Genomic DNA, 20,113 nt, shown 5'->3' with positions numbered 1-20,113 from the left:
GCTCAACCGGCGAGCCTGGCGATGCGGTCCGGGCGGACGGCCGCGACCGCAGCCTTCAGCTCCTTCATGTCGGCCACCCTGCCGGTCGCCGTGATCATGAAGCGCTCTCCGGCCATGGTGGTGTAGCTGCCCTGACCAGTGGTCTGATCCCACTCCTCGGCGACGAAGGCGCCGTCGACCACGTGGGTGCGCTCATAGCCGGTGGCGGTCTTGCGCTCGCCGCGCACCTGCATGGCGGCGCCGATAGCGGCCATCGGGCCGGCCATCGGAATATCGGTCACCGACAGCTCGATATACTGATCGTCCAGAACATAGCGGGCCTCGGCCCGCGAACCGCCCAGCTCGATCGTCCCGACTGAGCTGCTTTCCGCCGACACCTGGCGGTAACGGCCGATGGAGGCCGGCAGAAACTCGGCCAGCTTTTCGGCGGCCACGACCGCCGTGGCGCCGTCGCGCGCGTTGCGCGTCATCTTCTCCGCGCGGGCGACGGCCTGCTGCATCTCGCCCAGATCGACCTGGCGCCCGCCCGGCAGGGAGACCCGCCCCGTGGGCAGGGATGCGCGGTCTTGCGAAAGAACCGAACCAGCAAAGGCCCCCGACAGGGCGGCGCCGTGCGAACGCGCCAGCAAGGGGCGGGTGATCGCCCCGGCGACGACGAACAGCAGGCCCGCAAGGATGACGACGACCGCCGTATAGGCCAGCGCCTTTTCCTTGGGCGTCTCCATCAGAACGGGCAGGCCCAGATAGAGGAGATACAGGCTATAGGCGCCCAGAATGGCCAGGAAACTGATCGCAGGCAGAAGGGCGGCGGCGCCGGCCAGCCAGGCGGCGGTGCTGCCATAGGCGGCGACCTTGAAGGCCTGCGTCAGGTTCCGGCGCCCGCCGAACTTCGGCGCCAGGACGTCGATCATCACAGCGATAACGCCGACCGCGATCAGCGACAGGACATACTGGCCCAGGGCGCCCGCCAGCGTCGTCATGATCGGCGGCCGATAGGTGACGCCCAGTACGGAAATGCCGAAGACCAGCATCCCGATCATCTGCGCCAGCACAGGGATGGCCGCGATCACCGCGACATAGGACAGTATCAGCCCGCCGATGCTCGTTCTCTCGCCCGCAATGACCGGCCACTCTTGCTTGGGCTTGAGCAGCAGACCCTTGATGCGCGCCAGCAATGACTGGGTTTGCGCGACCGCGACGGCTTCGCTCATGTTCGCCCCTCCTGAAGAAATCTGAAAAGAGATCCGCCCGCGGCCAGCCCGGCCGCCGACGGACGCATTCACCAGCTGAAGCCGGCGCCGGCGGTGAAGCTGCGCTGACGCCCAGCCGCCGAACCGCCGATGGAGATGCTGGCCCGCGGGCTGATCGCCCGGCGGTAGCCGATGGCGATGGCCTCCTCTCCGCCCTGGGAGCCGAAGCCGACGCCGATGTTGTTCGGGCCCGACAGACCGGCCGTATTCATCGCCAACCCGGCGAAGGCGGCGCTGGCGGCGCCGACCTGGTCGAGGCGCCGGTCCATCTGGACGAAGCGGGTGTGCACCTCGTCGCGGAACTGATCCATGCTGCGATTGATCGACGCGGCCTGGTGGTCCGTATAGGTGTTGGCGGCGCTGAGCGTGCGCGCGTCGCCCTCGTCGGCATAGGACTGCGCCGCGCTCAGAGTGCGCGCGTCGCCTGCATCCGCATACAGCTGCACCGCCGCGTCGCCAGCGTCCATCTGGCGGCGGTTGACCGCGTCCATAGGCGCATCACCGTCCGCGACATTGCCGATACGGGTGCCGGCCGCGCCTTCCAGCGTCATGATATCGCGGCTGGCGTCGTCATAGGCGGCGGCCAGAGGATTTCCGCCTGCCGGACCCGCCGGTCCCTGAGGACCAGCAGGGCCCTGTGGTCCGGTCGCGCCGTCCGCGCCTGAGGGTCCTTGAGGTCCGGCCGGTCCCTGCGGACCAGGAGGGCCTTCGGGTCCCTGCACTCCGCCGCCAGCAGCGGCGATGTCGGCGGCGAGACTGGTCAGACGGGTGTCCACGGCGGCGAAAGCCGCGCCCACATTGCTGTAGTTCGCGCCCTGAATCGTGAAGGACGGCGCCGTGAACACGCCTCCTGAATAGGCTGCGCCGCCGCCCATCCAGGCGGAAAAGCCCATGCCCATGGAGGCTCCCATGGCCATCGCCTGACGCAGGTTTACGGCGTCCGTGTCCTGGGTCGCATCGGCGACGTTCACGATCTGGCGCTCTTTGCCCAGACTGCCGACGGAAACCGTATTGGCCCGGTCGGCTATGGACAGCGAGCCCAGGGCGACGCTGTGGTCCGCCAGGGCGCGCCCGCTTGCGCCGACGGCGACACTGAACAGGCCCTCCGCCGCGGCGCCCTCATCGAAGCTGTGAATACCGTCGCCATCGAGGTCGACAGCGCTGCCTATGGCTAAGCTGCCTTCACCTTTGGACTGAGCTCCATATCCCATGGCTAGGGAGCGGTCGCCAATGACCCTGGCGCCATAGCCGATACCCGCGCTGTACAGACCGACTACCGAGTTGAAAGAGCCAAAGGCGGCCGCGCCCGTCGCGGTCGCCCGGTTTCTCTGCCCGACCGCCATGCTCAGTTCCTCGCTGGCGATACTGCCGTAGCCAGCGGTGAAGCTGTATCGTCCGGTGGACTGGGTCTGGTAACCTAGAGCCGTGGCGTGCCGTCCCAAGGCCTGGGTCTCAAAGCCGATTGCGGTGCTGCTGAGGCCTCCAGCGGTGTTGCCTCTTCCCAACGCCGACGCGCCTTCACCGGACGCCGTGTTGAGGTAGCCCATAGTCGAGGCGCCCGCCCCCAACGCCTTGTTCCTGACGCCCATAGCCGTGCTGACCTCGCCTTCGGCGATATTGTCTCTCCCGAACGCTGAGGCGTCTGGGGCCGAAGCCTTGTTCCTGTGGCCAAACGCCGACGACCTTATGGCGCTGGCATCATTGTCGTGGCCAAATGCAACCGACTCTTCTCCAGACGACCGATTCAAGTACCCAAACGCTGAAGATCTACCACCACCTGAAAGGTTTCTGGACCCAAAAGCAGAACTTGCAGTTCCGGAAGCGTTATTATTTGAACCAAATGCATTCGACAGCCAGACACTGGCTATATTATCGTATCCATAGGCGCTCGCGCCTCCGTTACACGTCGTATTCTGACGGCCATGCTCCTGCCCCCGATCCGTGCCGCCGCTGTCAGGGCAGGGCGTCTCCTGCGCCAGGGCTGTAAGCGGCATGGCGGCGACGATCAGCCCTGCCATAGCGGCGGATTTCAGCAACCGCCCTTTGACGCGACGTACATCACTCGAGCGCGAGCCGATGGAATTAGTCTTGATGGCGGTCATTGTTTCAGAAGCCCCTCGTGCACACAGACATGACGGCAAGCGCGAGCCCGATTTTGCTTCGAGAGTTTTCGTCTCAACGATGGCGTCGACCATCAAAACGCAGTCCGGCCTGCAATGCGGACAGATGCGCTGGTTCTTTTTCTTGAGGCTCGTTAGGGTGCTGGCCCTCACCGCCTACAAGAGGCTCACCGTTGAGCTCAGTCCCCTTAGAGAATCCCGATATTTCCACGCCGCATGAGGTCCTGTCGGCAGCCGATCGGATGGTGCCCGACCTGTGGACGGAACTGCGCAAGATCGCCCGGCGCGAGCGCTTTCGGGTGCAGGCGGGCGAAACCCTGCGCACCACCGCCCTGATCAATGAGGCCTGGCTGCGTCTGCGGCGCACGGAAAACTATCTGGACGACAACCACTTCCTGCACGCCGCGGCGCTGGCCATGCGGCATGTCCTGGTCGACCACGCCCGCGCGCGGCTGGCGGCCAAGCGGGGATCGGGAAAGATCGACCCTCTGACCGACGACATCGAGCCGTTCTGGGAGAGCGATGATCGTCTCGTCGACCTGGACGACGCGCTGAACCGGCTGGCCCGGGTCAGCCCGCGCCTGGCTCGCATCATCGAGTTCCGCTTCTTCGCCGGCTACACCGACCAGCAGATCGCCGAGATTCTGGGCCAGACCGACCGCACTGTGCGTCGGGACTGGGTCAAGGCCAAGGCCTGGCTGTATCGCGACCTGAGCGATGGGGGATCAGTGGATCTCACTCCAGCCCATATTGGCCCCTGATCCGCTCAATGGCCGCGACCTGGGCGGCCCCGGCCGGCCCCAGGGCCGACAGGGCGTCGTGGGCCTGATCCAGCAGCGCCCGCGCCTCGACCTTGCGCCCCTGGACGCCGCGCACGCGCGCCACCGCCACGCGAACAATCGCCGTCGCCGGGTGCGCCTCGCCCAGCGCCGCCTGGACCTGTGAGAGCGCCTCCACGCTCACCCGTTCCGCCTCGCGGGCATCGCCGCCCGCCAGCAGCACCTCGCTCAACCCCGACGCCGCCGAGGCGTAATGAAGGCTGCCGACCCCGGCATGGTTTTCGGCCATGAGCGCCGCCTCCCGCAGCAGCGGCAGGGCCTCCGCGTGACGCTTCAACTGCAACAGCGTCTTGCCGTGATTGCTGATCAGGGCGGCGGTGGCCGCTGACGGCCCGTACAGCGAGCGCCTGACCTCCAGCGCCTGTCTGAACAGGGGCTCAGCCCGCTCCGGCCGCCCCGACAGGACTTCCAGCGCCGCCAGATTGTTCAGCGTATTGAGCGCGTCCGGCCCCCGATCCAGCCCATTGGCCGACCAGACCTTGAGCGCCGCCTGAAATGACGGCGCCGCCTCCTCAGCGCGGCCTGCGGCGACCAGCATGACGCCCAGATCATTGTGATAGACGCCCGTGTCGCGGTGATCCGGCCCGCTCATCGCGATGCGGGCCGGAAGATTGGCCTGAAGCAGGCTGACCGCCGCCGCCACATCCCCGCCGTCGCGCAGAAGACGCGCCTCGGTCAGTCGACTGTCGATCAGTTCGGAACGCCAGCGCGCGGGATCGCCCTGCCAGAACGCCTGGGCCCGAGCCAGCAATCCGCGCGCCTCGGCCGGATCGCCCTGCCTTTGGCGGATCTGCGCCAGGTCATAGGCGGCGGCGGCGACGATCGCGGGCTCGACGCCCCTGGCCGTCATCAACCGGTCCAGCAGCGGCTTGGCGGCCTCATAGTCGTTCATGTAGAAATAGAGCTCGCCCAGCATCCGCATCACCGGCCCGCCGCGAACCGGATCGGCCTGAAACTGCTGCACCACCTGATCGGCGGCCGCATCCAGAATGCCCGCCGCATCGACATCCGGGCCGCTGGTCTCGGCGCCGGTTCTCAGCATGAAATAGAGATAGTTCTGCACCGCCTGCAGCCGCGCCTGCTCCATCAGGGCGGCGTCACGCTGACGCTCGGCGCGCTGCGCCTCATGCACCGCCACGGCCAGTCCCCCCGACAGGCTGAACACCACCGCCGCAGCCGCCGCAATCGGCAGGCGACGCCGCCGCAGGAAGCGCCGTGCGCGATAGCCCCGGTCTGAGGCGCGCGCCTGAACCGGCTCCAGCGCCAGGGCCCGTCGCAGGTCCGCTGCGAAACTCTCGACCGTGACATAGCGGTCTTGGGGCCGCTTGCTCAGCGCCTTGTCGAGCACCGCCTCAAGGTCGGCCGCTGCCGGGCGGGCGAGCCTCTGTTGCAGCACCGTGCGAAGTCTGGTCGCCGGCTCGTCCGCCACCCGCCGGACAGCGACGGGCGGCGCCAGCCCGGCGACATCGAACGGCGGCTGCCCGCCGAGCAATTCAAACAGAGTCGCCGCCAGACCATAGACATCCGTCATGATCGAGGCCGCCCCGCCGTCCAGCAACTCAGGCGCGGCGTATTCGACCGACACCGGAGACTGAGTCGCCTGCTTTTCTCCTCCGATCTGCTGGGCGACGCCGAAGTCGATCAGCCGCGAGCGCCCGTCCCCGGACACAAGGATGTTCGACGGCTTGATGTCGCGGTGGACGATCAGCTTGGCATGGGCGTGAGACACCGCTTCACACACATCGATGATCAGACGCACCCGCTCGACCGGCGGCAAGCCGCGCTGAACGCACCATTGATCAATCGGCAGGCCCTCGATGAACTCCTGCACCATGAAGGGGCGCCCGTCCGCCCCCAGACCGCCGTCCAGAATGCGGGCGATGCCGGGGTGGTCCAACTCCGCCACGATCTGACGCTCGGCCAGAAAGCGCGCCCGGTAGGCGTCCGGCAGGGGCCGCATCAGCTTCAGCGCCGCCGATTGCTGATACTCTCCGTCGTCCCGCTCGACACGATAGACCTCGCCCATGCCGCCGTGGCCGAGAGTCTCGACGACCTTCCACACCCCGAACCGGGCGCCGGACGGCAGCAGGTCGATCTCGGCGTCCGGCTCCAGAAACGCCTCGCTGCGCTCCATGGCGGACAGCAGGGACATCACCTCCTTCAGGGCGTCAGGCCTGTCGCCATAGCGCGCCTTCAACCACGCTCTGCGATTGCCGGGCGCCTGCTCCAGCGCGGCGTCCAGAACGACTTCAACCTCGGCCCAACTCAAACCAGCACCCCCCGTTGCACCGTTCACGGACAGACACGAAACAGGACAGCCCGCGCGCTCTGATAAAAAACCGAAGACGATGTCCGCTCCCCCGCCGAAACTTCGTTCTGACTGGGTAGACGCCGCACTTCAGAACACCCGGGCCACACGCTCGCAACAGCTAAATCCCGAGAAAACCCGACGCGTGAAAACCTTCTTCCGTCGCCCGTTCTTTTTTCAGGACCTGGCCGCCCCCGCCCAATTAACTAAATATGAACATCGGTATTTAAGGATACACAGGAGCAGCTATCATCACTACAATCAACAGCACAGCCGTTTTCTCGGCTTTCACCCTGCTTGCTCTCGGCCTGGCTGCCTGCGGCGAAAACGCCGCCCCGCCGCACGAAGGCGGAACCGCAGGGCCGTCTGCAGCCGCCGCAACAGGCTCTGGCGTCATCAAGACGTCAGCCGGAGACTACCGTTTCACCCCGACCACTTGCGCCATCGGCATGTCAGGCGGGATGAACGACGTGGAAGTCGGCGGCGCCGGGGCGGGGCCGGACGGGGCGCCGATCTATGTCGAATACTCTTCCACGGCCGGCGTGCTGAAGATCCGGCTGGGAGTCGACAAGCCCTTCGCCACCGCCGACCACAGCATAAACGGCGGCGTCGTTCATACTCAGCCGTTCGACATCGCCGTCTCCGGCCAGACGATCCGGGCCTCGGGCGTGTCGCTGAAAACCGACAACGGCGAGCCGGTCGACGACAACGCCAGCTTTGAGATCCAGTGCGGATAGACCCCAGCGGACCGCCTCAGCCTCCTGCGGGTCGGGCTGAGGCGGACAGATGGAGGCATGACCATGCCGTATCGACTGACGATATCGATGGCGGCCCTCGCCCTGGGCCTGGCCGCCTCAGCGTGCGACGCCGAGGCCCCCCGGCCCGCGCCAGACGCCTCGCCTGATGCCGCATCAGCCGCCCTCGTCGCGCCAAACCGGCGGGACGCGCAACCGGCCGCCTGTCCGGCGACCGACGGCTCAGGGCCAGATCCCTACGCCCCGAGCCCGGACCGAGATCCCGTCAGCCAGGCGCAAGATCTGGTGCGCGAAGTCTATGAGCGGCAGTTTCAGTCAGAAAACAGCAGCCTGCCCAGCGCCTTCGACCCTTCGACCGCGTGCCGCTATTTCACCGACGACATCGTGCGCTGGCTGGCGTCCGGCGAGGTCGAAGCCCACCCGCTGTATGGAGCGCAGGACTTCGACGGCGCCGTGGGCGATCCGACGCCGGACCCGGATCATCCCATGTTGCGCGGCATGATCACGATCAACGTCGACTTCACCAATTTCGGTCAGCCGCAACGCGCGGTCTTCCATATTCGCGCGGATGCCGACAAGCCGGACGCGCCCCTGCGCATTTTCCGCGTCGAGCATGACGGCTGGTCTTACCCTTAAACCCGCAATTCGAGCACGCCAGTCAGACGCGCCGAGGCGCTCCAGCGCCCTTCTCTCGGCCGTGCTCCGCTCCACGACAGGGAACCGTCGACGCTCGCAGGGGAGCTTCCATCGGCCCTCGCCCATGCGGCGCCCAGGATATATCCGGGCTAGATTTGCGATTCATTGAGAATTGCGTCACAATCGCCCTATTATACAGACAACATAAGACCGCAGCGTCGAATATACGGTCACATTCGCCGTGACGTTTTCTGTTCTTATGTTGCTATATGAATAAAGAACTGGAGAAGTAATAATTATACCCAGAAAGCATAAACTCTAAAATATTCGGACTAGGCGATATTTCCGTGCGTCGATCTGACGAACGCATTCCAGATATTGGGAATGCTGGCGATCGTCCCTCTTTCGCCCCGAGTTTTTTGCGGCCGCAGAGCCGCCTGCATCGGGGCTTGTCACCCATCAGCTCAAAGTGAATATGCCCAAGCAAAAACGCATCGCCATCATCGGCGCCGGCCCGTCAGGCCTGGCCCTGCTGCGCGCCTTTCAGTCCGCCCGCGACGAGGGTGCCGACATCCCTGAAATCGTCTGCTTCGAGAAGCAGAAGGATTGGGGCGGCATGTGGAACTACACCTGGCGCACCGGCATGGACGAGAACGGCGAGCCGGTTCACGGCAGCATGTATCGCTATCTGTGGTCGAACGGCCCCAAGGAGTGCCTCGAGTTCGCCGACTACACCTTCGACGAACACTTCAAGAAGACGATCTCCTCCTATCCGCCGCGCGAAGTCCTGTGGGATTACATCCAGGGCCGCGTGAAAAAGGCGAACATTCGCCAATACATCCGCTTCAACACGGCCGTGAAGGATGTGGCCTTCGACAAGACGACCGGCCAGTTCACAGTGACGGCCCAGGATTACTCCGCCGGACGCCGCACGTCAGGGACGTTCGACCATGTGATCGTCGCCACCGGCCACTTCTCGACGCCGAACGCGCCAGCCTATCCGGGTTTCGACCTGTTCCCCGGCCGCATCCTGCACGCCCACGACTTCCGCGACGCGGCGGAGTTCAAGGGCAAGGACGTGCTGCTGATCGGCTCCAGCTATTCGGCCGAGGACATCGGCTCACAGTGCTACAAATACGGCGCGCGGTCGGTCACGACCAGCTATCGCAGCCAACCGATGGGCTATGACTGGCCCAAGGGCTGGGAGGAGAAGCCCTGTCTGACGCGCGTGGACGGCAAGACCGCCCACTTCAGCGACGGTACGCGCCGCGACGTCGACGCCATCATCCTGTGCACCGGCTACAAGCACCACTTCCCCTTCCTGCCGGACGAGCTGCGTCTGAAGACCAGCAACCGCCTGTGGCCGCTGAACCTGTACGAAGGCGTGGTCTTCACGCCCAACCCCAGGCTGTTCTACCTGGGGATGCAGGACCTCTGGTACAGCTTCAACATGTTTGACGCCCAGGCCTGGCTGACGCGGGACATCATCATGGATCGCGTCCCGTTGCCGTCACGCGCGGACATGGAGGCCGCCAACGACCACTGGCGCGAGAAGGAGGTCGCCATCCGCACGGATGAACAGGCCTTTGAATATCAAGGCGACTACATCAAGCGCCTGATCGCCCAGACCGACTATCCTGAGCTTGATGTCGACAACATCAACAGGATCTTCCTGCAGTGGAAGAAGGACAAGAAGGCCGACATCATGGGCTATCGCGACAAATGCTATCGCTCAGTGCTCACCGGCACGCTGGCGGCGCGTCACCATGTGCCGTGGATCAAGGCGTTCGACGACTCGCTGGAGGCCTATCTGCGGCTTCCGTCCGCGCGAAGCCAGGCCGCGCGCGTCTGATGCACGGCCTCTCCTGCCGCCGCCGCGCGCGCAGGAGAGGCCGCCTCGGCGGCCCGGCGCGAGGCGTAAAGACGCTTAATCGCGTGCGACCTGAAAGCCCGCGAAGGACTGGCTGACCGGCATCAGCTCCAGCGCATTGATGTTCAGGTGCGGCGGCAAGGTGGCGACCCAGAACAGGGTCTCGGCGATGTCCTCGCCGGTCATCGGCGCCGCGCCGCCATACAGAGCGTCAGACGCCGCCTGGTCGCCGCCGGTGCGGACCAGGGTGAACTCCGTCTCGGCCATGCCCGGCTCGATGGAGGTGACGCGCACCCCCGTCCCGTGCAGGTCCGCCCGCAGGCCTAGCGAGAACTGGCGCACGAAGGCCTTGGTCCCGCCATAGGCGTTGCCGCCCTTATAAGGGTAGGTCGCGGCCACCGAGCTGATGTTCAGGATCGCCCCCTTGCGCGCGATCACGCGCGGCAGCAGGCGGTGCGTCAGCGTCACCAGACCGGTGATGTTGGTGTCGATCATCTGGCGCCACTGGGCCAGGTCCGCCTCCTGCGCCGTCGCCGTGCCCAGCGCCAGACCGGCGTTGTTGATCAGCACGTCGATATCGCGGAAGCCTTCAGGCAGGGCGTCCAGCGCCGCGTCGATGGCGGCTTCGTCCCGCATGTCGAAGGGCGCGGCGTGGACCCGGTCGGCGCCCAGCTCCGCGACCAGTGCGTCCAGCCGTTCCTGGCGGCGGCCAGTGGCGATCACCTTCCAGCCTGCGCCGGCGAAGCGGCGCGCCGCCGCCCGACCGATGCCCGAGGTGGCTCCGGTGATCAGAATGACGCCGCTCATGATGTCCGTCCTGGCTGAGGCTTTACTTTCGGGGTGACTTAATCCCGCACCAGCCCGCCGTCGACCACCAGATTCTGCCCCGTCACCGCCCGGCTCCACGGCGAGGCGAAGAAGAGGGCGGCGTCGGCGAACTCTTGCGGCGTGGTGACAGAGCGCAGCGGCGTCATGCTGGCGATAAGGTCGAACACAGCGTCCGGCGTCGCCGCGCTGGCGTCAGTCGTCCGCAGCAGGCCGCCCGAGATCATGTTGACGGTGATCCCCGACGGCCCCAGATCGCCCGCCGCCGTTCGCGTCAGGCTGAGCAGGGCGGCCTTGGCGGCGGTATAGTCGTGATAGGGCACGACCGGATTCTGGAACAGGTTGGTGCCGATGTTGATCACCCGGCCAAACGTCTGAGCCGCCATGCCCGGCGCCGTGGCCTGAATGACGTTCAGGGCGCCGCAGATCACGGTCGTGAACTGGCGCTCCATGTCTTCCCACGGAATGTCCGCCATCTGGGCGCGGGCGTCGCCGTTGAAGCTGTAATCCAGCGCGTTGTTGACCACGGTGCTGACCGGTCCGCCGAAATGCGCCTCGACCTTGGCGACCATGGCGTCGACGCCTGCGCGGTCCGTCACGTCAGCCTGAACGGCGAAGGCGCGATCGCCCAGTTCCGCCGCCAGGGCCTCGGCGCGTTCTCTGCTGCTGCGCCAGTTGATCGCCACCCGCGCGCCCTGGCCCGCAAACGCCCGCGCCGCCGCCGCGCCCACGCCGCGCGCGCCGCCGGTGATGAGAACGATCTGATCGCGGATTTCCATGAGAACAACTCGCAGCTTCTGAACCGACCTCTGCCATAGGCCGGGGTCGTGCGGAAGGCCAGTCAGGCATGGAGGAACAGCGGTTGCATTTGGCCGTGGCCTCCCCGTTAATCGCCCTCAGCTAAGGAGACCCCCATGCTGACCCTCGCCGCCGCCCTTTTGCTCTCGCCGGTCTCCACGCCGGTCGAACTGCCTTCGACGCCCGCGCCCCTGCACGGAACCCTGCTGACGCCTGAGAGCCAGACGCGCGCCGCCGCCGTCATCATCGCCGGATCCGGACCGACGGATCGCGACGGAAACAGTCCGCTCGACGTAAACGGCGGCGTCCTGCGCCAACTGGCCGAAGGGCTGGCCGGGCGGGGGATCGCCACCGTCCGCATCGACAAGCGCGGCGTCGGGGAGAGCGCCCCTGCCGCAACCAGCGAGGCGAGCCTGACGCTCGACACCTACATCGACGACGCCAAGGCCTGGGCGGCCCTGGCGGCCCAGAAGACCGGCGCCGCCTGCGTCTGGCTGATCGGCCATTCGGAAGGCGCCTTGATCGCCCAGGCCGCGGCAGCGGACAATCCGGGCGTCTGCGGACTAGTCCTGCTGTCGCCGGTCGGCGTGCGCGCCAATGTCGAACTGCGCCGCCAGATCGAGCCCAAACTGCCGCCCGCCATCAAATCAGAAGTCGATCACATCATGAGCGAACTGGAGGCCGGGCGCACCGTCCCAGAGACGCCGCCCTATCTGGCCGCCCTGTTCCGCCCGTCGATCCAGCCTTATCTGATCTCCTATTTCGCCGCAGATCCGCAGGCGCTGATCGCGAAGTACCAGCGCCCGATGCTGCTGGGTCATGGCTCGACCGATATTCAGGTGACCCCCGAAAACAGCCAGACCCTGGCCGCCGCGCAGCCCAAGGCTGAACGGATCATCTTCGAAGGCCTGAATCACGTCCTGCGTCAGGCGCCGTCCGATCCCGTCGGGAACGCCGCCACCTATGGCGACGCCTCGATCCCGCTGGGTTCGGCCGTGGTTCCCGCAGTGGCGGACTTCATCCTGAAAGCCCGCTAGACGCCTCTAGTCATCCAATTCCGACCGCGCCTGTTCGGCCAGGTCGAAGAAACGGCGGCGCACCTCTGCGGCGTAAGGGTTGTCGTGTTCGATGGCGCGGAACACCGCTTCGCTGTCGTGACGGACCATGTCGACGCCCTGCATGACGCGCTCGAAGCTGGTCGTGGTCATGCGCGTCGGTAGAGGCTCCATCGCCAGCAACACCTTGGCGATCAGATGGGTCAGGCCCTGCACCGTCGCCGCCTCGCGGTCATGAGCCTCGGGCGTGACGACGAAGACCTTGAGACCCAGCGCCTTCCTGCAGAAGGCGGCGACGCGCCACGCCGCCTTATCGCCGCGCACCGGACAGACGGCGATGCGCAGACCGGCGATGCCGTCCTTGCCGCTCTGAGGACCGAACAGAGGGTGGGTTCCGACGATCTGAACGCCCGACGGCAGGCCATCCAGCATGACACGCGCGGGCTTCACCTTCACCGAGCCGACGTCGAGGATTACGGCGCCCGGCGCCAGATGCGGCGCGATGGCCGCCACCGTCTCGGCCAGGCCTCCGACCGGCACGGCCAGCACCACCGTCGGGCAAGCCGCCGCCTCTTCCAGCGTCGTCAGCCGCGCCAGCCCCTCGCCATCGCTCGCCGCTGGATCGTGTGCGAGAATGTCGAACCACCGCGACAGATGCTTGGCCGTCAGCCGCCCGAAGGCGCCGAAGCCGATCAGGCCGAGTTGAGGCTTGGCGTTGCTCACCCCGCCAGCGTCTCCTGGAACCGCACCGGCTGGCCATGCGCCTGGCCGATCAGTTCGCCGTCCTTCATCACCACGCGGCCGCGCACGATGGTCGCCACTGGCCAGCCCGTCGCCTCGAAGCCGTCGAAGGGGGTCCAGCCGCAGCGCGTGGCCTGCTGGTCGTGCGTGATGGTCTTCTTCGCCTTCAGGTCGACGATGGTCAGGTCGGCGTCATAGCTGACGGCCATGCGGCCCTTGTTGGCCGTTCCGAACACCCGCTGCGCCCCGCCCGAGGTCAGGTCGATGAAGCGCTCCAGCGACAGCCGCCCGTTCGCCACATGGGTCAGCATCAGCGGCACCAGGGTCTGCACCCCCGGCATGCCCGAGGGCGAGGCCGGATAGGGCTTGGACTTTTCTTCCTTCGTATGCGGCGCGTGGTCCGAGCCCAGTACATCGGCCACGCCCTGCTGCATGCCCCACAGCCACAGCGCGTCGACATGCTCCTGCGACCGGATCGGCGGGTTCATCTGGGCGTAGGCGCCGAGGCGCTGATAGGCCTCGGGTGCCACCAGCGTCAGGTGCTGGGGCGTGATCTCGACGGTTGCGACGTCCTTGTGGAAGCGCAGGAACTCCATCTCGTCGCGCGTCGTGACGTGCAGGACGTGGATGCGGGCGCCGGTCTCTTTCGCCAGCCCGACCAGACGGCGCGTGGACATGATGGCGCTTTCGGCGTCGCGGACCTCGGGGTGGCTGGTCCAGTCGCCGGTGCGGGCCAGGTTGCGGCGCTCGACCAGGCGGTATTCGTCCTCGGAGTGGAAGGTGGCCCGGCGGCGCACGTTGGACAGGACCTTCCTCACCCCCTCGTCGTCGGCGATCAGCAAGTCACCGGTCGAGGCGCCCATGAAGACCTTGACCCCGCAGCAGCCTGGCAGGCGCTCCAGGTCGGCCAGATGCTCGGCGTTCTCGTGCGTGCCGCCGACGTAGAAGGCGTGGTCGGTCCACATCCGGTCCTTCGCCCGCGCCAGCTTGTCGGCCATGGTGTCGGGATCAGTCGTGTTGGGGTTGGTGTTCGGCATCTCGAACACGGCGACGACGCCGCCCAGGGCCGCCGCGCGGCTGCCGGTCTCCAGGTCTTCCTTCCACTCCAGCCCCGGCTCGCGGAAGTGGACCTGGGTGTCGATGACGCCGGGCAGGACGGTCAGGCCCGTCGCGTCGAACACCTCTCCGGCCGAGGCCTGAGACAGGTCGCCGATGAAGGCGATGCGCCCGTCGATGACGCCGACGTCGGCCCGGCCCCGCCCGGCGTGGTTGGCGACTTCGCCGCCCCGAACGATCAGGTCATAGGTCTGGGTCATCGCGCGCATCTCCTGAAGCTCCGGGGCTTATGCGCGCCGAAGGCTTGGAGACGCAAGCCGAGGGTCAGTCAGGCTCCCCGTTCAGCCAGCAGCTTCTTCGCCGCCTTCAGCACCCGCTCATAGGGCAGGTCCATCATGTGCTGGATGTGCTGGTTCAGGCGCGGGTCCAGTTCCTGGAACTCCTGCAGGCTGCGAGGTCCGCGCACGGCGACGCCGGTCCAGGGACGTTTCAGCGTCTCGTCCGAAGGGCCGAAGACCGCCACCGCCGGGACGCCCGCCGCCACCGCCAGTTGCGTCCACAGGGAGTCCCCGCCCAGATAGAGGTCCGCATGCGACAGGGCCGCCGCCGTCTGCAGGCGCGTCAACCGGCCTTGAAGTTCGATCACCCGGTCGCGCTTGACCGCCGAGCGGATGGTCTGGGCGGCATCGCGGTCCGCCTCCTCGCCCACGATCATCAGCCGCCCGCCCGCCAGCGGTCCGCCCTCGCCCAGCAGGGAGATGGCGACCTTGGCGTAGCGATCGGCGGGCCAGCGCTTGCCAATCCAGTCGGCGCCCGGCCCGATGGCCAGGATCGGGCCGCCCCCTGGCGGGATCAGGGCGTCGGCGGCTTCCTGAGTGTCCCGCTCGATGAACAGTTTCGGCGCCGGAATCTCGTCCAGCTGCAGGGTCCGCGCCGCCTGCTCGACCAGATGCACGCCCGGCACGGTCTTGCCCTTCACCGCGCGCCGCTGGCGCCGCAGCTTGCCCGACAGGGTCGAGCCGCGCATGTCGACCACCAGCCCCCAGTTCGTCTCGCGCACCTGGTTCCACAGGGCGATCCAATCCCAGCGCCCGTCGCGATCCAGGGTGATCAGCCGTTGCAGGCGCGGTAGGTCGGCGAACAGGGGCGCGCTGGCCGGAGAGCCGACGACGGTGAAGGTCGCCTGTGGGATCGCCTCGACCAACTGGGCCAGCGCCCCGGACGACAGGACCGCCTCTTCGGCGTCCGCCTCGGCGATATAGAGGATCGGAAAACGACCATGCATGATGTCAGCCTATCCGGATTCTCAAGGCGATTCAGCGGCGAAACTGAAACAGGGCCGCAAACCGGACTTCATCGCGCCAGCGCCCGTCGCGCGGGGTCGAAGGGCAGAACTTCCCTGATTGAAATCAGCGTCTTGAACGCGCGCACCCGGGCGTCGTCGTTCAGCATTTCCCGCGTGAAGACTTCATAAGCCTCCATCGTCGGCACCACGACATACAGGATCAGGTCGGTGTCGCCGGTCACATACCAGGCCGCCTGCACCTCGGGACGGGCGGTCAGCTTGTCGATCAGGGCGTCCAGAACCGCCGTACCCTCGCGCTCCATCTCCACCAGGACGTGCATGGTCAGGACGCGCGCCAGCCGGGCCGGATCGACCACGGCGACATCGGCGATGATGATCCCTTCGTCGCGCAGCCGCCGCAACCGTCGCGACACCGCCGATTCCGAAAGGCCGACCTTGTCCGCCAGCACCCGCGCAGGCTGGAGGTTGTCGCGGCGCACCAAAGCCAGCAGGCGACGGTCAAAGGAATCGAGGTCAGCGTTTTCTTGCATACAAGGCGACAATACGCGTGTTTCTTGCAGCATGGCAGGCGAAATCGCCAAGAAAAACGAGCGGCTTTTCGATAGGTTGCCGGCCATGTCCTCCCCGGCCCTCGCCCTTCGCCACCCGCGCCTGTCAGCGGTCCTGCCCTATCTCGCCCTGATCGGCGGCATGGTGTCGCTTTCGGCCGGCACCTCCTTCGCCAAGACGCTTTATCCGATGGTGGGACCAGCCGGGACGGCGGGCCTGCGCGTCGGGCTGTCGGCCATCGTCCTGCTGGCGGTGTTTCGTCCCTGGCGCAGCGCCTTCACCACCGGCGACCTGCGCGCCCTGGCGGTCTACGGCGTGGTGATGGGGCTGATGAACCTCAGCTTCTACATAGCGCTGAACACCATTCCGCTGGGGGTGGCCCTGGCGATCGAGTTCATGGGACCGCTGTCGGTCGCCCTGTTCAACTCGCGACGGCTGATCCACTTCGTCTGGATCGGGCTGGCGGTGCTGGGTCTGGTCCTGCTGCTGCCTCTGGACGGCAACGTGTCGGGGCTTGATCCGGTCGGCTGCGCCTATGCGGCGGCGGCGGCGGTGTTCTGGGCGGGCTATATCGTCTTCGGCAAGCGGGTCAGCCATCTGCCCAGCGGCTCGACCGTCGCCATCGGCATGACCTTCGCCGCCATGACGGTGGTGCCGTTCGGCGTCGCCGGCGCGGGCATGAGCCTGCTGGACCCCAGGATCCTGGCGCTGGGTCTGGTCGTCGCCCTGGTGTCCAGCGCCCTGCCCTATACGCTGGATATGGTCGCCCTGCGCCATATCCCCAAGCGCACCTTCGGCGTGGCGGTCAGCGGCGATCCGGCCATCGGCGCCCTGGCGGGCCTGTTCGTGCTGGGCGAGCACCTCAGCACCCAGCAGTGGCTGGCCATCGCCGCCATCATCGCCGCCTCGGTCGGCGCGGTGCTGACCTCGCCGTCAGACGAACAGCCGTTGCAGGATCCGGCCGCCCCTGCCTGATCTCGACGCCTAGAACTCGGTCCATTCGTCGGCGGCCGGGCCGTTGACGACCGCGCGCAGACGGGCGCGCTGCGCCTCCAGCGCCGGCGGCGGGCCGCCATAGGCCTTCAACGCGCGCACCACGCCGCCTTCGGCGCCCGTGCGGAACCGCCCGACCAGTTCGGCCAGATGCTCGGCCTCGGTCTTTAGGTTGGCGGCGGCGGCCGTGGTCTGCTCGACCATGGCGGCGTTCTGCTGGGTCACCTGGTCCATCTGGTTCACCGCCTGATTGACCTGGCCCAGACCCGAGGCCTGTTCCTGGGCCGAGGCGGCGATTTCGGCGACCAGCCCGTCCATCTCATTGACCTGTTCGGCGATGGTCCCCAGCGCGCGCCCGGTCTCGGCGACCAGTTCGACGCCCTGCGCCACCGCGGCGCCTGAAGCAGAGATCAGAGCCTTGATTTCCTTGGCGGCCTCAGCCGACCGCTGGGCCAGCGCCCGCACCTCGGACGCCACCACGGCGAACCCGCGCCCGCTGTCGCCGGCCCGCGCCGCCTCAACCCCGGCGTTCAGCGCCAGCAGGTTGGTCTGGAAGGCGATCTCGTCGATCACCCCGACGATGTCGCTGATCTCGGATGAGCGGCGGCTGATGCCGTCCATCGCCGCCACCGCCCGACGCATGACCTCGCCCGACCGCCCGGCTTCAGCATGGGCCTTGGCGGCGACGGAGGCCGCCTGCCGGGCGCCCTCGGCGCTGCGCTGGACAGTGGCGGTGATCTGGTCCAGCGCCGCCGCGGTCTCTTCCAGACTGGCCGCCTGTTGTTCGGTGCGTCGCGACAGGTCGTCCGACGCCTGACTGATCTCGTCCGAGCCGCCCCGCAGGGTCGTCACCGCCGACAGGACCTTTTCAAGCGCAGTCCTGAGGCTGGACACAGCGCCGTTGAAGTCCGCCTTCACCGCCTGATGGGCGCCGTCCATATCCTGTTCGATAGCGGCCGTCAGATCGCCGTCTGACAGGCGAGAAAGCTGTTCCGCCAGGGCGCCGACCAGTCGAGCCTGCGCCGCCTCGGCCGCCAGGCGCTCCTGCTCGGCCCGCTGGGCGGCCTGTTCGGCTTCAGTGATGTCGACGGCCAGCTTGACCACCTTCAGCGGTCGCCCCGCCTCGTCCAGCACGGGATTGTAGGACGCTTCCAGCCAGACCTCACGCCCGCCCTTGGCGATGCGGCGGAATTTGCGGGCGACGAAGCGCCCCTCGTTCAACTCTCGCCAGAAGGCCAGATACTCGGCCGACGCCGCCTCGGCCGGGTCCAGGAACATCCGGTGATGCTGTCCCCGGATTTCATCCATGCCGTAGCCCATGGTCTGGAGCAGGTTTTCGTTGGCGTCGCGGATCGTGCCGTCAAGGTCGAACTCGATCACCGCCTGGGACCGCCCGATCGCCGCCATCCGACGATCCAGTTCCTCAAGCCGCTCAATATCCGTGGCCCGTTTTTGTCGACGACCTGCACTGAACATCCGAACCGCCCCCCTTCAAAATAACGGCGATGGACTGGATAAGTCTGTGGATAAGACTGGCGCTTGAGAGGTTTCATTTTCGTTACTTGCAATCAGGAGTTGCAATTCACACCGAACTTCATCGACCATTAACCATGATGCAGCAGCGTGGCTGGGATCGGTCGCGCGGCTCGCGGCCTGGGGGCCTTCCTTGCGTAATCTCGTCGCCGCCGTCGAAGCGATCGACCCGCTGGTCGTCACCGGCAAGGTGGCGGGCGTCAGCGGCCTGCTGATCGAGTCGCGCGGCGGACTGTCCCGCTTGGCCGTCGGCGCGCGGGCCGAGATCGAGCGGCGCGGCCAGCCGCCCCTGCCCGCCGAGGTCGTCGGCTTCCGCGAGGCCAAGGCCCTGCTGATGCCCTTCGGCCCGGTCGAGGGCGTGGCCCCCGGGGCCGACATCAAAATCATCAACGCCGCCGCCAGCGTGCGCCCCACAACCGCGTGGCTGGGCCGCATCATCGATTCCTTCGGCGAGCCGATCGACGGCCTGGGGCCGCTGACGCCGGGCCTTGTCCCCTACCCCTTGCGCGCCCCGCCGCCGCCCGCTCATTCGCGCGGCCGGGTGGGCCAGCGGCTGGACCTGGGGGTGCGGGCGATGGACGTCTTCACCACCACTAGCCGGGGCCAGCGCTTGGGCATCTTCGCCGGTTCGGGCGTGGGCAAGTCGGTGCTGCTGTCCATGCTGGCGCGCCAGGCGACGTGCGACGTCGTTGTTGTCGGCCTGATCGGCGAGCGGGGCCGCGAGGTCCGCGAGTTCATCGAAGAGACCCTGGGCGAAGAGGGGCTGAAGCGCGCCGTCGTCGTGGTCGCCACCAGCGACGAACCGGCGCTGAAACGGCGGCAGGCGGCCTATATGACCATGGCTGTGGCTGAGTTCTTCCGCGACCAGGGGCTGGAGGTGCTGTGCCTGATGGACAGCGTCACCCGTTTCGCCATGGCCCAGCGCGAGATCGGCCTGGCCGCAGGCGAACCGCCGACCACCAAGGGCTACACCCCGACCGTCTTCACCGAACTGCCCAAGCTGCTGGAGCGCGCCGGTCCCGGCCCGATCCGCCTGGACGGCACCGAGGCGGGGCCGATCACCGCCCTGTTCACCGTGTTGGTGGACGGCGGCGACCATGACGAGCCGATCGCCGACGCCGTGCGCGGCATCCTGGACGGCCACATCGTGATGGACCGCAAGATCGCCGAGCGCGGCCGCTTCCCCGCCATCGACGTGCTGAAGTCCGTCAGCCGCACCATGCCCGGCAACCAGTCCCCGCCCGAGCGCGAACTGAACCGTCGCGCGCGCCAGTGCCTGAGCGCCTATTCCAACATGGAAGAGTTGATCCGCATCGGCGCCTATCGCACCGGGGCGGACCCCATCGTCGACCGCGCCATCGCCCTGAACCCGGCCCTGGAAGGCTTCTTGACCCAGGACAAGGACGACGTGACGCGCCTGAACGACAGTTTCGACAGACTTGAAACCATCCTGAACCAGGGCATGGTGGACCAATGATC

General features: G+C 67.1%; 18 protein-coding genes and 1 pseudogene. 8 read left to right on the top strand and 11 right to left on the bottom strand.

Annotated features, from left to right (window positions below):
- Positions 1–2 precede the first annotated feature (2 nt).
- The 3 genes and pseudogenes from ACLBV5_RS13725 to ACLBV5_RS13715 all read right to left on the bottom strand — a co-directional run.
- Positions 3–1,211: a Yip1 family protein gene (locus ACLBV5_RS13725; RefSeq protein WP_447606004.1), complete on the bottom strand. Its 1,209-nt coding sequence runs from the start codon at positions 1,209–1,211 to the stop codon at positions 3–5.
- A 68-nt stretch (positions 1,212–1,279) separates the two neighbouring features.
- Positions 1,280–2,797: a YadA-like family protein gene (locus ACLBV5_RS13720; RefSeq protein WP_447606065.1), complete on the bottom strand. Its 1,518-nt coding sequence runs from the start codon at positions 2,795–2,797 to the stop codon at positions 1,280–1,282.
- 84 nt (positions 2,798–2,881) lie between these two features.
- Positions 2,882–3,244 (bottom strand): annotated as a pseudogene (locus ACLBV5_RS13715) (hypothetical protein); the annotation flags it as partial.
- Between ACLBV5_RS13715 and ACLBV5_RS13710 the strand changes: the two are divergent.
- Complete coding sequence (locus tag ACLBV5_RS13710) at positions 3,243–3,590, top strand: hypothetical protein (RefSeq protein WP_447606069.1); 348 nt, start codon at positions 3,243–3,245, stop codon at positions 3,588–3,590. The pseudogene ACLBV5_RS13715 and the gene ACLBV5_RS13710 sit on opposite strands and share 2 nt — an antisense overlap.
- Positions 3,544–4,131: an ECF-type sigma factor gene (locus ACLBV5_RS13705; RefSeq protein WP_447606003.1), complete on the top strand. Its 588-nt coding sequence runs from the start codon at positions 3,544–3,546 to the stop codon at positions 4,129–4,131. Before ACLBV5_RS13710 ends, ACLBV5_RS13705 begins: the two co-directional genes overlap by 47 nt.
- Here the strand turns inward: ACLBV5_RS13705 and ACLBV5_RS13700 are convergent.
- Positions 4,106–6,478, bottom strand: coding sequence for a protein kinase domain-containing protein (locus ACLBV5_RS13700; protein WP_447606002.1), 2,373 nt, complete (start codon positions 6,476–6,478; stop codon positions 4,106–4,108). The two genes, ACLBV5_RS13705 and ACLBV5_RS13700, sit on opposite strands and share 26 nt — an antisense overlap.
- Before the next feature lie 500 nt (positions 6,479–6,978).
- On the opposite strand from ACLBV5_RS13700, the gene ACLBV5_RS13695 reads away from it, so the two are divergent.
- From ACLBV5_RS13695 to ACLBV5_RS13685, 3 genes are all read left to right on the top strand, one after another.
- Positions 6,979–7,254, top strand: a complete 276-nt coding sequence (locus ACLBV5_RS13695) for a hypothetical protein (protein ID WP_145915918.1) — start codon at positions 6,979–6,981, stop codon at positions 7,252–7,254.
- A gap of 57 nt (positions 7,255–7,311) precedes the next feature.
- Positions 7,312–7,908, top strand: a complete 597-nt coding sequence (locus ACLBV5_RS13690; RefSeq protein ID WP_447606001.1) for a hypothetical protein — start codon at positions 7,312–7,314, stop codon at positions 7,906–7,908.
- A 475-nt stretch (positions 7,909–8,383) separates the two neighbouring features.
- The gene (locus tag ACLBV5_RS13685; RefSeq protein WP_253119692.1) at positions 8,384–9,760 is read left to right on the top strand and encodes a flavin-containing monooxygenase; all 1,377 of its coding nucleotides are present in this window, start codon (positions 8,384–8,386) and stop codon (positions 9,758–9,760) included.
- A gap of 75 nt (positions 9,761–9,835) precedes the next feature.
- Here the strand turns inward: ACLBV5_RS13685 and ACLBV5_RS13680 are convergent, their stop codons facing one another.
- Complete coding sequence (locus ACLBV5_RS13680; protein WP_447606000.1) at positions 9,836–10,585, bottom strand: SDR family NAD(P)-dependent oxidoreductase; 750 nt, start codon at positions 10,583–10,585, stop codon at positions 9,836–9,838.
- A 38-nt stretch (positions 10,586–10,623) separates the two neighbouring features.
- Positions 10,624–11,382 (bottom strand): 3-oxoacyl-ACP reductase, encoded by a 759-nt coding sequence (locus ACLBV5_RS13675; RefSeq protein ID WP_447605999.1) that lies wholly within the window; start codon positions 11,380–11,382, stop codon positions 10,624–10,626.
- A gap of 135 nt (positions 11,383–11,517) precedes the next feature.
- Between ACLBV5_RS13675 and ACLBV5_RS13670 the strand changes: the two genes are divergently transcribed.
- A complete protein-coding gene (locus ACLBV5_RS13670) occupies positions 11,518–12,438 on the top strand; it encodes an alpha/beta hydrolase (protein WP_447605998.1) in 921 nt (306 codons plus the stop codon).
- Between the two features lie 6 nt (positions 12,439–12,444).
- On the opposite strand, the gene ACLBV5_RS13665 is transcribed toward ACLBV5_RS13670, so the two are convergent.
- The 4 genes from ACLBV5_RS13665 to ACLBV5_RS13650 form a co-directional block, all read right to left on the bottom strand.
- On the bottom strand, positions 12,445–13,179 hold the full coding sequence (locus tag ACLBV5_RS13665; RefSeq protein WP_447605996.1) for a prephenate dehydrogenase/arogenate dehydrogenase family protein: 735 nt from the start codon (positions 13,177–13,179) through the stop codon (positions 12,445–12,447).
- Positions 13,176–14,513 carry a dihydroorotase gene (locus ACLBV5_RS13660; RefSeq protein WP_447605995.1) on the bottom strand — a complete coding sequence of 446 codons (1,338 nt, stop codon included), beginning with the start codon at positions 14,511–14,513 and terminating at the stop codon, positions 13,176–13,178. The genes ACLBV5_RS13665 and ACLBV5_RS13660 overlap by 4 nt, the downstream gene beginning before the upstream one ends.
- Positions 14,514–14,581: 68 nt before the next feature.
- Positions 14,582–15,538 (bottom strand): glycosyltransferase family 9 protein, encoded by a 957-nt coding sequence (locus ACLBV5_RS13655; protein ID WP_447605994.1) that lies wholly within the window; start codon positions 15,536–15,538, stop codon positions 14,582–14,584.
- Positions 15,539–15,606: 68 nt separating this feature from the next.
- Complete coding sequence (locus tag ACLBV5_RS13650; RefSeq protein WP_024353520.1) at positions 15,607–16,089, bottom strand: Lrp/AsnC family transcriptional regulator; 483 nt, start codon at positions 16,087–16,089, stop codon at positions 15,607–15,609.
- 85 nt (positions 16,090–16,174) lie between these two features.
- On the opposite strand from ACLBV5_RS13650, the gene ACLBV5_RS13645 reads away from it, so the two are divergent.
- Complete coding sequence (locus tag ACLBV5_RS13645) at positions 16,175–17,083, top strand: EamA family transporter (RefSeq protein WP_447605993.1); 909 nt, start codon at positions 16,175–16,177, stop codon at positions 17,081–17,083.
- Positions 17,084–17,092: 9 nt separating this feature from the next.
- On the opposite strand, the gene ACLBV5_RS13640 is transcribed toward ACLBV5_RS13645, so the two are convergent.
- Positions 17,093–18,577 (bottom strand): methyl-accepting chemotaxis protein, encoded by a 1,485-nt coding sequence (locus tag ACLBV5_RS13640; RefSeq protein ID WP_447605992.1) that lies wholly within the window; start codon positions 18,575–18,577, stop codon positions 17,093–17,095.
- A 190-nt stretch (positions 18,578–18,767) separates the two neighbouring features.
- Between ACLBV5_RS13640 and fliI the strand changes: the two genes are divergently transcribed.
- Complete coding sequence (fliI, locus tag ACLBV5_RS13635) at positions 18,768–20,111, top strand: flagellar protein export ATPase FliI (protein WP_447605991.1); 1,344 nt, start codon at positions 18,768–18,770, stop codon at positions 20,109–20,111.
- The last annotated feature ends 2 nt before the right edge of the window (positions 20,112–20,113 follow it).

This window comes from Brevundimonas sp. M1A4_2e (genome assembly GCF_053345555.1).
Note: the sequence above shows the minus strand (reverse complement) of the source record. Positions and strands in the feature narration are given on the sequence as shown.